This window comes from Microbacterium sp. LB12, assembly GCF_037150835.1.
In the GTDB taxonomy this organism is placed as follows: domain Bacteria; phylum Actinomycetota; class Actinomycetes; order Actinomycetales; family Microbacteriaceae; genus Microbacterium.
Window position 1 is genome coordinate 241,613 of sequence record NZ_JBBCPF010000005.1, and the last position, 11,431, is coordinate 253,043.

At 70.5% G+C, this 11,431-nt stretch carries 13 protein-coding genes; 8 read left to right on the top strand and 5 right to left on the bottom strand.

All coding sequences use genetic code 11. The features are described 5' to 3' along the window. The first annotated feature begins 48 nt into the window (after positions 1–48). Together WFM69_RS11335 and WFM69_RS11340 are read left to right on the top strand one after the other, a co-directional pair. Positions 49–486 (top strand): Lrp/AsnC family transcriptional regulator, encoded by a 438-nt coding sequence (locus WFM69_RS11335; RefSeq protein WP_337004685.1) that lies wholly within the window; start codon positions 49–51, stop codon positions 484–486. A 32-nt stretch (positions 487–518) separates the two neighbouring features. Then, entirely contained in the window at positions 519–1,127 is a 609-nt protein-coding gene (locus WFM69_RS11340) for a TetR/AcrR family transcriptional regulator (protein ID WP_337004687.1), read from the top strand. 24 nt (positions 1,128–1,151) lie between these two features. Here WFM69_RS11340 and WFM69_RS11345 read toward each other — a convergent pair whose 3' ends face one another. The 3 genes from WFM69_RS11345 to WFM69_RS11355 are packed head-to-tail and all read right to left on the bottom strand — an operon-like array spanning position 1,152 to position 2,603. Beyond that, entirely contained in the window at positions 1,152–1,538 is a 387-nt protein-coding gene (locus tag WFM69_RS11345) for a DUF202 domain-containing protein (RefSeq protein WP_337004689.1), read from the bottom strand. 11 nt (positions 1,539–1,549) lie between these two features. Then, complete coding sequence (locus WFM69_RS11350) at positions 1,550–1,906, bottom strand: YidH family protein (RefSeq protein WP_337004691.1); 357 nt, start codon at positions 1,904–1,906, stop codon at positions 1,550–1,552. Positions 1,907–1,952: 46 nt separating this feature from the next. Continuing rightward, positions 1,953–2,603: an HAD-IA family hydrolase gene (locus tag WFM69_RS11355; protein ID WP_337004693.1), complete on the bottom strand. Its 651-nt coding sequence runs from the start codon at positions 2,601–2,603 to the stop codon at positions 1,953–1,955. A gap of 64 nt (positions 2,604–2,667) precedes the next feature. On the opposite strand from WFM69_RS11355, the gene WFM69_RS11360 reads away from it, so the two are divergent. Then, entirely contained in the window at positions 2,668–3,756 is a 1,089-nt protein-coding gene (locus tag WFM69_RS11360; protein ID WP_337004695.1) for a DUF998 domain-containing protein, read from the top strand. A gap of 15 nt (positions 3,757–3,771) precedes the next feature. On the opposite strand, the gene WFM69_RS11365 is transcribed toward WFM69_RS11360, so the two are convergent. Further along, the gene (locus WFM69_RS11365; RefSeq protein ID WP_337004697.1) at positions 3,772–4,629 is read right to left on the bottom strand and encodes a MurR/RpiR family transcriptional regulator; all 858 of its coding nucleotides are present in this window, start codon (positions 4,627–4,629) and stop codon (positions 3,772–3,774) included. Positions 4,630–4,731: 102 nt separating this feature from the next. On the opposite strand from WFM69_RS11365, the gene WFM69_RS11370 reads away from it, so the two are divergent. From WFM69_RS11370 to WFM69_RS11385, 4 genes are all read left to right on the top strand, one after another. Next, on the top strand, positions 4,732–5,625 hold the full coding sequence (locus WFM69_RS11370) for an N-acetylglucosamine kinase (RefSeq protein ID WP_337004699.1): 894 nt from the start codon (positions 4,732–4,734) through the stop codon (positions 5,623–5,625). Then, positions 5,612–6,547, top strand: a complete 936-nt coding sequence (murQ, locus tag WFM69_RS11375; protein ID WP_337004701.1) for an N-acetylmuramic acid 6-phosphate etherase — start codon at positions 5,612–5,614, stop codon at positions 6,545–6,547. Before WFM69_RS11370 ends, murQ begins: the two co-directional genes overlap by 14 nt. A gap of 175 nt (positions 6,548–6,722) precedes the next feature. Beyond that, on the top strand, positions 6,723–8,162 hold the full coding sequence (locus tag WFM69_RS11380) for an aldehyde dehydrogenase family protein (RefSeq protein WP_337004702.1): 1,440 nt from the start codon (positions 6,723–6,725) through the stop codon (positions 8,160–8,162). Between the two features lie 3 nt (positions 8,163–8,165). Then, entirely contained in the window at positions 8,166–9,629 is a 1,464-nt protein-coding gene (locus WFM69_RS11385; protein ID WP_337004704.1) for a GMC family oxidoreductase, read from the top strand. Positions 9,630–9,649: 20 nt separating this feature from the next. Here the strand turns inward: WFM69_RS11385 and WFM69_RS11390 are convergent, their stop codons facing one another. Next, a complete protein-coding gene (locus WFM69_RS11390) occupies positions 9,650–10,261 on the bottom strand; it encodes a TetR/AcrR family transcriptional regulator (RefSeq protein WP_337004706.1) in 612 nt (203 codons plus the stop codon). Positions 10,262–10,426: 165 nt separating this feature from the next. Between WFM69_RS11390 and WFM69_RS11395 the strand changes: the two genes are divergently transcribed. Further along, a complete protein-coding gene (locus WFM69_RS11395) occupies positions 10,427–11,431 on the top strand; it encodes an ABC transporter substrate-binding protein (RefSeq protein WP_337004708.1) in 1,005 nt (334 codons plus the stop codon).

An 11,431-nucleotide genomic window follows, 5' to 3' on the forward strand; every position in this document is an offset into this window, starting at 1 on the left:
CATTCTTGATCGAAGTGTCAGAAATACTGCACGGAAGGAAGGGGTCGCATGGTCGCGCTGGATGAGACGGATCGGGCGATCCTCGAGGAGCTGCGACGGGATGCCCGTGCCTCGATGACGGCGATCGCGGATGCCGTGCACATCTCCCGCGCCGGAGCCCATGCCCGGATCAAGCGCCTCACGGATGCCGGGGTCATCACCGGCTACACGGTGCGCACCGACCCCGTGCTGCTCGGACATCACGCCAGCGCGTTTGTGACCCTCGCGATCGAGCAGGCGACGTGGCAGGCGGTGAGCGAACGGCTCCGGGCGATCCCCGAGATCGAGCACATGGCACTCGTCGGCGGCGACTTCGACGTGATCCTCCTGGTGCGGGCCAGCGACGCCCGCGACCTGCGCCGCATCGTGCTGGAGGACATCCAGGCCATCCCGTCGATCCGTTCCACGCGGACCACCCTCATCTTCGAGGACTACCCGCGCAACTGAGCCCGCACCCGCGCCCGTGGGACACTGGGGCTGTGAGTCAGACGGTGAGCGGCCAGACGGAGCCGGCCAGGCGCGGACGCCCGGGGTACGACCGCCGGGGGCTGCTCGACGCGGCGATCGCCGTCTTCAACGAATCCGGCTACGACGCCACCTCCGTCGCGGCCCTGGCCACCCGGCTGGGCCTGTCCAAGGCCGCCCTCTACCACCACTTCTCCTCGAAGGAAGAGATCCTCGAATCCGCCCTCGGTGACGCGCTCGACGGGCTCGAGGGCGTGCTCGACGACACGCGGGACATCATCGCGAGCGACCGGCTCGCGGCGGTCCTGGAAGGAGCGGTGCGCGTCCTCGCCGCACAGCTGCCCGCTGTCACGCTGCTGCTGCGCGTGCGGGGGAACAGCGAGATCGAACGGCGGGCGCTCGAACGGCGACGTGCGTTCGATCAGGAGGTCACCCGCATCGTGCGCGAGGCGCAGCGCGAAGGCGCCGTGCGCGCCGACGTCGATGCCTCCGTGGCGACACGACTGCTGTTCGGCATGGTCAACTCGCTCGTCGAGTGGTACCGACCCGGGGGAGCGGAAGATGCGGACGCGCTCGCCGGAGACGTGCTCACGGTGGCCCTCGACGGACTCCGCACGCGCTGACCCCGCCGTGTCGCGCGGTGGTCGTCAGCCGCCGGTCGCGAGCTGCGACGACACCGCGACGATCGCGAGCGACAGCACGCCGAAGCCGGTCGCGAGCACGGTCAGCGCGAGCAGCATCCCGGCGCCGGGCGGCAGGACGGTCGGGCTCCGCGGGGCATCGGGCAGCGTCGAGCGCAGCCACGCGGTCATCCGCAGCTGCCGGCGCCGTGCCCCGAACCAGAGCACGCACGCCGTGACCAGTCCGATCGCTCCGGGGACGACGCCCCAGCCCGCGACGGACGGAGGCAGCACGAGCGGGAAGATCCGCAGCGACACGAGGGAGCCGACCGCGATCGCCAGCGCGGTGCGCCGCCATGCGAGCTCGGTGCGCTCGGGCTGCAGACCCGGATCGAAGAGTCCGGGAGCGGGCACCACCCGACGGTTCACCGCCAGAGCACCCCGGCCAGGACCAGCAGTCCGACGACCGTGACCACGATGGCGAGCACGACGGCCGAGAACGCGCCGGGCAGCGGACGCGAGCGACGCAGGGCACGCTCGGCGCGCATCCACTCCCACCAGGCGAGCGGTGCGACCGCGGTGCCCGTGATCATGAGCACCAGCGATGCCGCCAGACGGAACCCGGCGTGCAGGTCGAGACCGAGCACCTCCAGCGCGACACCGCCCGCGATCAGCGCGAGACCGGTGCGCGTCCAGGCGAGGAAGGTGCGCTCGTTGGCCAGGGAGAACCGCGGATCGGGTTCCTCCCCGACGCCGTACACCGAGGCGGGGAAACGTCGCATCGCCTCATCGTACTGGCGACGCGGCGCACGGGCGACGCGGCGCCGGTCAGTCGATCGTGAGCGCGAACCCGTCGGGGGTGGCGGTGACCGAGACCTGCGACAGGTCGGCGACCTGCACCGTCGGGTGGTGTGCCGCCGCATGCCGGCCGACGCCGACCACGCGCATGCCGGCCGCGAGCCCGGCCTGGATGCCGGCGCCCGAATCCTCGAACACGACGCAATCGGACGGGTCGATGCCCAGCAGTTCGGCGGCGCGCAGGAAGCCCTCGGGGTCGGGTTTGGATGCCGACACGTCCTCGGCCGTGACGCTGTGCGCGGGCAGGGTGAGCCCGGCCGCGCGCATCCGCGCCGTCATCAGGGCGACGTTCGCCGAGGTGACGATCGCGTGCGGGTGGGGCTGCAGGGCCTCCAGCAGCGCGCGCGCCCCCGGGATCTCGACCACGCCGTCGACATCGCTCGCCTCGGTCGCGAGCATGTCGTCGTTCTCGCGGAGGTTGATGGCGTGGTCGCGCTCGGGCAGCATGATGGCCATGCTCTGATGCCCCTGTCGGCCATGCACGACGTGCAGCACCGTCTCGGGGTCGATGCCGTGCGGCTCGGCCCACGCCAGCCAGAGCCGTTCCACTACCGCGGTCGAGTCGACGAGGGTGCCGTCCATGTCGAGGAGGACGGCGCGGGCGGAGAGGGTCTGGGTCACCCGTCCAGGCTACTGCCGCGGCCGAGCACGCCGGACTCCTAGGATGTGGTCCGGGAGGACGAGGATGAACGCGCTCGCGAGCAGGGTCATGCAGGTACTGCGACAGGTGCGGGGCCCGGAGACGGCGGAGGCCGTGTTCGAGGCGACCGCGCTGATCGTCGGCAGCGGCTTCTTCGTCGCGGGTTTCGTGATCGGGCTCCCGGTGTTCTGGGGGCACGAGCTGTCGATCAGCGGCAGCGGCTCGATCGGCGTGTTCGCTGCCGTCGGCGGCGCGATCACCGCGGCGATCGCCTTCACGCTCGGCCGTCTCGCCGTGCGACCCGAGGTGCGGGATCCGGAGGCGGTGCGGGACGGGTTCACCGTTCCCGGCGACCGGCTGCGCTGGTACGACCTCGCCGCGATCGCGTTCGCTCATGCGGCCATCGCCTACCTCGGCTGGATCGGCATCGCGGCGCTGCTGGAGCGGAGCTTCACCGACGCGCCGGTGTATCCGTTCCCCGGGGCGGTGCTGGTCGCCGTCGCCTTCGCGCTGACCGGCTACGTGTCGTTCCTCAGTGCCGTGGCGCTCACTCCCATGGTGCTGTCGCTCGTGCTCGCGGTGTTCCTCGTGATCGGCGCATTCGCCAGCATGCTCGCCTCCAGCGATGTGCACTGGTGGCGCGACAACCTCTCGGCGCTGGGGATGAGCACCAACAGCTCCTCGGTGGCGTTCAACGTGACGCTGATCATCGCGGGCGTGATGGTGACCACGATCTCGCGCTACGCCACCGCGGGGCTGCCGGCCGAGACGCCCGAGGAGCGGCGAGGGCGCTTCATCGTGCGCGGCGGTCTGATCCTGATGGGGATCTTCCTCGCGTGCGTCGGCATCTTCCCGGTGGACGAGTTCTTCCTCCTGCACAACACGGTCGCGACGGGCATGACGGTCGTGTTCGGCGTCGTCGTGGTGGGGCTGCCGTGGTTCCTGCACAGCATTCCGCGGGTGTTCGTCGCGTTCGGCTGGGTGTACGTGCTGGTGATCATCCTGCTGGCCGCGTTCTTCGCGGTCGGGTACTACAACCTCACCGCCGTCGAGCTCATCGCCGCGGTGCTGATCTTCAGCTGGATCATCGTCTTCCTGCGCACGGCCGGCGCGCAGCGGCCCGAGACCGTCTGATCTGGGCGGTCCCGCTCAGTCGCGGAGGGCGCGCATCGCGTCGTGCGTGCGCTGCAGGGCATCGACGGTCTCGGAGAAGCGCCGTTTCGCGACACCGATGAACAGGCAGTCCACGAGCGTGAGCTGCGCGATGCGGCTGACCATGGCGCCCGCGCGGAACGAGGATTCACGCACTTCGGTGAACAGCGCGTGGTCCGCCGCACGGGCGAGCGGGGAGTCCTTCGCCGAGGTCACCGCGATCGTCCCGGCGCCGTGCGCACGGGCGGTCTCCAGGAAGCGGAGCGTCTCGATCGTGGAGCCCGCGTGCGAGAAGCCGATCGCGACGGTCGGCGCGGTCTGCAGCACGCTCGCGGCCACGGCCTCGTGCGGGTCGGCGAGCACGTGGGCGTTGCGGCCGACGCGGAGCAGCTTGTGCGCCAGGTCCTCTGCCACGAACTGGCTCGCGCCGATGCCGTACAGCAGGATGCGCTCGGCGCCGTCGATCATGTCGATCGAGGCTTCGAGCACGTCGAAGTCGAGTCTGGCGACGGTCTCCTCGATCGCGAGCAGCTCGAGCGACGCGAGCTTCGACACGGCTTCCTGCAGGGTGTCGTCGTCGGAGATCTCCGACCCGAAGGCGCCGCGTGCCGAGAACTGCGCGGCTTCCTTGCCGAGCTCGGTCGCGAGGGCCATGCGCAGCGGGGCGTAGCCGCTGAAGCCGATCGCGCGGCAGAAGCGCACCACGGATGCCACGGAGGTGCGGCACTCGTCGGCCAGCTCGTTGATCGTCTTGTCGATCACCACCGAGGGGTTCTCGCGGACCGCCTTCGCGATGCGGGAGAGCGATGGTGGCAGGGTCGAGGCAGCCGCTTCGATCGTCGACTGGATGCTCATGGTCCTCCGGTGGTCCGGTGTAAATTCTTTTCGTTGAGTCTACTTGCCATGTAGTCTCTTTTCACTACCTGTTTCGTCTGACGGAGAGAAGGGCCGCTGAACGTGTACACGACCGCATCCGTCGATCTCGGCAAGTCTCGATGCCGGGTCGCCCTCACCGGTGACGGCGCGCGCATCGAACGTCAAGATGCCGGAGCCCCGGGGCTCGCCGCCGCCGGCGGCACGACCGCGGCTCTGGACTCGATCCTGCCGCTCCTCGCGGACGCCCACAATCTCTCCTCGATCGGCGTCGGCGCCGCGGGCGCGTGGCTCGCCCCGACGGCCGCCGCGGAACTGGCCGCTCACCTCGCCGCAGCGACCGGCGCCATGGTCGCCGTCGCCTCCGATGTGGTGACCGCGCATGCCGGTGCACTCGCCGGGGATGCGGGCGTGCTCCTCATCGCAGGGACCGGCGCGGCAGCCCTCGGCATCGACGCCGACGGTGCACGCCTCATCGATGGATGGGGGCCCGAACTCGGCGACTTCGGCAGCGGCTCCTGGCTCGGACGCGAGGCGCTGCGTGCCGTGCTTCGCGCCGACGACGGACTCGGCCCGATCACCGCCCTCACGTCTGCGATCGCCACGCCCGTCGGTGCGGCATCCGACGTCCAGGCCTGGCTCGCGCAGGACGGGCCGCTCCCGCGACGGCTCGCGACCCTCGCCCCCCTCGTGCTCGACGCAGCCGAGGCGGGCGACGACGTCGCCGGCCGCATCGTGGCGGAGGGCATCCGCCTGCTGACCGCCACGGCCACGACCGCTTCCACGGTCACCTCCGATGTCGTGGTCCACGGAGGGCTCACCGAGCACCCGTGGTTCCGCGCCGCCCTGACCTCCTCCCTGCAGACCGCCGGGCGCCGGATCGTGTCCGCGCGCGGGGATGCCCTCGACGGGGCGCTGCTCCTGGCGCGCCGTACCGACCTCCCACATGAAAGGTTCGTCCACCGTGCCGAACGATGACTCCCGCCTTGCCGCTCTCCTCGCCGTGCTCGAGCGCCTCGACACCGAGGCGTCGACGACCGAGCGCGGCGACCTCGACCTGCTGGGCACGGCCGAGCTCGTGCGCCGGATGAACGCCGAGGACCGCCGGGTTCCCGAGGCCGTCGCCGGTCGGGCCGAGGAGATCGCGGCAGCGGTCGACGGCATCACCGAGCGGTTCCGCCGCGGCGGTCGGCTGATCTACATCGGTGCAGGAACCGCAGGGCGCATCGGCGTGCTGGACGCGAGCGAGTGCCCGCCCACGTTCGGCACCGACCCGTCGATGGTGGTCGGGCTCATCGCGGGCGGCGAGACCGCCATCCGGTCCGCGGTGGAGAACGCCGAGGACGACCCCGACGCCGCGGAGACATCGCTGCGGGAGCTCGGCCTCACCGAGGACGACACGGTGGTCGGCATCTCGGCCTCCGGACGCACGCCCTACGTGGTCAGTGGACTCACGTACGCGCGGAGCATCGGTGCGTACACGGTCGCGATCGCCTCCAACGCCGACTCCGAAATCGGCGCCGAGGCGGAGGTCGCGATCGAGGTCGTGACCGGGCCGGAGTTCATCTCCGGATCCACCCGGCTCAAGTCCGGCACCGCGCAGAAGCTCGTCGTGAACATGCTCACGACCCTGTCGATGATCAAGCTGGGCAAGACCTATCGGGGCGTGATGGTCGACCTGCTCGCCACGAATGAGAAGCTGCACGCGCGCTCCATCCGCACCGTGTCGCAGCTCGCCGGCGTCGACATCGACCGGGCGGCCACGGCGCTCCACGCCGCGGAGGGCTCGGTCAAGCTCGCTCTGCTGATGCTCGCCGCGGATGCGACGCCGCAGGCCGCCGCCTCCGCGCTCGACGAGGCCGACGGCATCCTGCGCGAGGCGATCGCCGCGCTCGCCTGATCTTCGAGCCCGCACGACAGGGACCCGAGGCCCTGCCGCGTCGGGGCATCCTTCGCACTCGGACATCTGCGGCGCGCTCCGCGACAAGTGCGGCCGGAAGCGGCAGTCGACAATGAGAAGACGACCAGCTTCTCGACTGTCGCTGGCCCGCGCCACGCTCGAAGGAGAGTCCCCGATGTCCGATTCCGCCGCTTCCGCAGCCGCCGCGCTGCTCGACCGCATCCAGGCGCCGGAGGGCGCCGGCCGGGACATCCCGGATGCCGCGACCCGGGAGATCATCGGTCGCGCTCCCGTCGCATCGGTCGGTGACCTCGACGAGGCGATCGCGCGCGCGAAAGCCGCCCAGCCGGCGTGGGAAGCGCGGGGGCATGAGGAGCGGAGCGCGCTGCTGCTTGCCGCGGCCGACGCCATCGACGCCAACGCGGAAGGCCTGGCGTACCTGCTCTCCCGCGAGCAGGGCAAGCCCTTGAACGGTCCGAACGCCCGCTTCGAGCTCGGCGCGTGCTCCGCCTGGCTGCGCACCAACGCCACGACGGCGATCGAGCCGCAGGTGCTGGTCGATGACGAGACGCTGCACGCCGAGCTCGTCTACAAGGCGGCCGGCGTCGTCGGCGCCATCGGCCCCTGGAACTGGCCGCTCATGATCAGCATCTGGCAGATCGGTCCGTCCCTGCGCATGGGGAACACCGTCGTCGCGAAGCCGAGCGAGTACACGCCGTTGAGCGTGCTCGCGATGATCGCCGTGATGAACGAGGTGCTGCCCGACGACGTCCTGATCGGCGTGTCCGGCGATCGCGAGGTCGGCGCGCGGCTCGCCTCCCACCCGGACATCGCGAAGATCATGTTCACCGGCTCGACCGCCACCGGACGCCGCATCATCGAGAGCTCGGCCGGCAACCTCGCGCGCCTGACCCTCGAGCTCGGTGGCAACGACGCCGGCATCGTGCTCCCCGGCACCGATGCGGCAGCGATCGCGGAAGACCTCTTCTGGGGAGCCTTCATCAACACCGGCCAGACCTGCGCCGCGATGAAGCGCCTGTACGTGCACGACTCGGTGTACGACGAGGTCGTCGACGCGCTGGCCTCGATCGCCGGCTCCGTGCCGATGGGCAACGGCCTCGACGAGAACAACGTGCTGGGGCCGCTGCAGAACCGTGCCCAGTTCGACATCGTCAGCCGCCTGGTCGACGACGCCAAGAGCCGCGGCGCGCGCATCGTCACCGGCGGCGAGTCCGCGCCCGAGCTCGGAGAGCTCTTCTACCGGCCCACCATCGTCGCGGACATCGACAACGACGCGGCGCTCGTGCAGGAGGAGCAGTTCGGTCCCGCGCTGCCGGTGATCCGGTACAGCGACGTCGACGAGGCCTTCGCCCTGGCGAACTCCCTCGACGTGGGCCTGGGCGCCTCGGTCTGGTCGAGCGACCCGGAGGCGGCGCGTGAGGCGGCTTCGCGGATGCAGTCCGGCACGGTGTGGATCAACTCGCACGGCGGCCTGCACCCGATGGTGCCGTTCGGTGGCGTCAAGAGCTCCGGCTACGGGCTGGAGTTCGGCGTCGAGGGGCTCAAGTCCGTCGCCGTCACCCAGGTTGTCTCCGGTCCGGGTCGGAAGGCCTGACCCGTGCGCTCTGCCATCGTCGTCGGAGCCGGCACCTCGGGGGCCATCGTCGCGCGTCGTCTCGCCGACGCCGGGGTCGCGGTGACCCTCATCGAAGCCGGCGGGTACGACACCAACCCGGCCATCCACGACCCGTCCCGCGCGGGCGAGCTCTGGCACTCCGCCGAGGACTGGGACTACTTCACCGTTCCGCAGCAGCACGCGGGCGGACGCCGACTGTACCTGCCGCGCGGCAAGGTCACCGGCGGATCGCACGCGCTGAACGCCATGATCTGGGTGCGCGGAGCCGCATCCGACTACGACGCCTGGGAGCGCGGAGGGGCGACCGGCTGGAGCTGGGCCGATGTCGAACCCGTGTACGACGCGATCGAGAACGATCTGCTCCCGGTGACGGACGACTACCCCCTCTCGCCGATCCAGGCGTCGATCATCGATGCCGCCGTGCAGGAGGGGCTGACGCACAACCCGGACTACAACGGCGGCACGCTCGACGGGGTCTCGCAGGAGCAGGTGACCATGCGCGACGGGCGCCGGGTCAACACCTGGACCGCCTACGCGCAGCCGGTGGCAGAGAAGCTGACGCTCCTCACCGGTCGTGAGGTGCACTCCGTGATCGTCCGCGACGGGCGTGCCGTCGGTGTGCGCCTGGGGGAGGGGGAGGACTCCGAAGAGGTCCTCGCGGACGAGGTGATCCTCTCCGCCGGTGCGATCGGCACTCCCGTGATCCTGCTCCGTTCGGGGATCGGCCCCGCCGCCGAGCTCACGACGCTCGGGATCCCCGTGGTGCACGATTCCCCCGGCGTCGGGAAGAACCTCCATGACCACCTGCTCTCGCCCGTGATCTTCGCGACCGGGCGTCCGGTCGGACCTCCGCAGCCGGGGGTCTCGGTGACGCAGACGCACCTCTTCTGGCGCAGCCGCGACGATCTCGGCGAGCCCGACACGCAGCCGATCAACTTCTCGGTGCCCATGTGGGGTGAGCTCGAGCCGCGTGGCGACGACGGCTTCACCCTCATGGCCGGGCTCGTGACACCGCGCAGCCGCGGCACTCTCCGGCTCACCGGGGCGACGCTCGCGGACCTGCCGGCCATCGACCTGGCGGCGTTGGAGGACGAGCGCGACGTGGCCTCGCTGGCTGCGTCCGTGCGGCAGTGCCGTCGGATCGGAGCGCGCCCTGCGCTCGGCGAGGAGTGGGGCGCGGTCGAGGTGTATCCGGGGCCGGAGGTGTCCGACTCCGGAGTCGAGGACTGGATCCGCCGCACCGCCATCACGTACCACCACCAGGTCGGCACGTGCCGCATGGGGACGGACGCGGAGGCCGTGGTGGATCCGCAGCTGCGCGTCCACGGTGTGGCGGGTCTGCGCGTGATCGACGCCTCGGTCATGCCGACCGTGCCCACCGGCAACACCAACGCCCCGGCGGCCATGATCGGCGAGCGCGGCGCGCGCTTCGTGCTCGAGGGCTGAAGGCGCGGCGCGTGATGCGGTCAGCGGGCGGCGGGCGCCGCAGGGCGGCGGAGCGTCGACAGCAGTGCGTCGAGTCCGTCGTTCAGCCGGCCGTCGCCCGCCGAGTCCGGCATCAGCACCGAGATCATCTGCCAGCCCGCGTTGCGCGACGCGATCTCGTTGACCGCCGTCTCGATGTCGATGCCGTCGGCGAGTTCTCCATCCTCACGCGCCTCCACCAGGCACTGACGGAACAGGTCGCGCCAGTGCAGGTTGTTGACGCGGTGGATCCTGGTGACCTCGTCGTCCTGCGAGGCGTGATCCCAGAACGCGATCACCACCTTGGCGTACAGCGGGCCGTTGGGGCTGTACGGCAGGATCTCCCGGCACATCCGCCCCAGGGCCTCCAGCCCGCGCACGCCCTCGATGCGGGCGTGGATGCGGTCGTTCGCGAGGGTGTACAACCGCAGGAAGGCCGCGGTGAGGACGCTCCGCTTGTCGGGGAAGTACCGTGCGATCGCGCCGTGGGCGTAGCCCGCCTCCGTGGCGATCTCGCGCATCGTGAGGTTGTCGAACCCCACCCGGATGATCACCTGCGTCGCTGCGTCGGCGATGTGGGCGCGACGTTCCTCGTGGTCGACGATCTTCGGCATCGTGTTCCTTCCTCGCGCGAACGTGTCTCGCATCCACAATTCTCTATTTGATGTTTTTAGTCACCAACTGGTGACGAATGTAATCCGATCGTAACCTATCGCATGAAAGGGACGAGTACGATCTTTAAAATCACCAGACGGTGACTAACTCGAAGAGGAGTTCTCATGAACGTCAAACGACTCGCACGCCGGGCATCCGGCGTCGTCGTGGCAGCCGCAGTCCTGGCACTCGCAGCCTGCTCATCCGAGCCGGCAGGGACGCCGTCCGGCGACAGCGGGGAGCTCACGACGCTCAAGGTCGCGACCATCGGCCTGATCTCCGACGGAGCGCTCGTGCTGGGGCAGGAGCAGGGCTTCTTCGAGGAGGAGGGCCTGAAGCTGGAGACCTCCGTCGTCGCCAACCCTCCCGCCGGACTCGCCGCAGCCCAGGGTGGACAGGTCGACGTGGCCTACGCTCCCAGCATCCCGCTCCTGAACGCGCTCGGCAGCGGCGTCCCGCTGAAGGTGGTCGCCCCCGCCGACGGCTTCGTCGCGGGGGCCGCGGATGCTGAGGACCCTGCAGCAGTCGACGACACCGGACTCTTCGCCTCGGCGGCGAGTGGCATCACGTCCGTCGCCGACCTGAAAGGCGCGACCATCGCGATCCCCGCGCGCAAGGCGCAGCTCGAAGTCGTGATCTCCGACGCCCTCGACCGTGCGGGGGTCGATCCCGCCTCCGTGGAATGGGTCGTCCTGGACTTCACGTCCGCGGTCGCCGCGCTGCAGAGCGGCACGGTCGATGCCGCCGGTCTCGTCAGCCCGTTCACCGCAGAGGCCGCGGCTGCGGGCGCGGTGTACCTCGATTCGCCGTCCGTCGGGTTCTTCGAGGAGGGTGCCGTGGGCCTGTGGACCGCGGGGGAGAGCACGATCGCGGCCAAGGGCGACGCCATCGCCGCATTCCAGCGGGCCGTCGCCAAGAGCAACGCGTACGCGAACGAGCACCCGGAGGACGCGATCCAGGCCGGCATCGACGCCACCGGATCCACGTTGTCGGTCGACGACATCAAGCTGCCCTACTGGCCGGCGGCGGTCGCGCCCATCGACCTCGAGCGCGTGAACGACAAGCTCGTGGCCCTCGGGTTCCTCGAGGCCCCGGTCGACCTCGAAGGCGTCGTCGTCGCCGCCGGATGA

Bases quoted from the DNA above. Each gene is read 5' to 3' on its own strand.
- WFM69_RS11335 (WP_337004685.1), top strand. From the start codon at position 49: ATGGTCGCGCTGGATGAGACGGATCGGGCGATCCTCGAGGAGCTGCGA.
- WFM69_RS11350 (WP_337004691.1), bottom strand. From the start codon at position 1,906: ATGCGACGTTTCCCCGCCTCGGTGTACGGCGTCGGGGAGGAACCCGAT.
- WFM69_RS11360 (WP_337004695.1), top strand. From the start codon at position 2,668: ATGAACGCGCTCGCGAGCAGGGTCATGCAGGTACTGCGACAGGTGCGG.
- WFM69_RS11365 (WP_337004697.1), bottom strand. From the start codon at position 4,629: ATGAGCATCCAGTCGACGATCGAAGCGGCTGCCTCGACCCTGCCACCA.
- WFM69_RS11380 (WP_337004702.1), top strand. From the start codon at position 6,723: ATGTCCGATTCCGCCGCTTCCGCAGCCGCCGCGCTGCTCGACCGCATC.
- WFM69_RS11390 (WP_337004706.1), bottom strand. From the start codon at position 10,261: ATGCCGAAGATCGTCGACCACGAGGAACGTCGCGCCCACATCGCCGAC.
- WFM69_RS11395 (WP_337004708.1), top strand. From the start codon at position 10,427: ATGAACGTCAAACGACTCGCACGCCGGGCATCCGGCGTCGTCGTGGCA.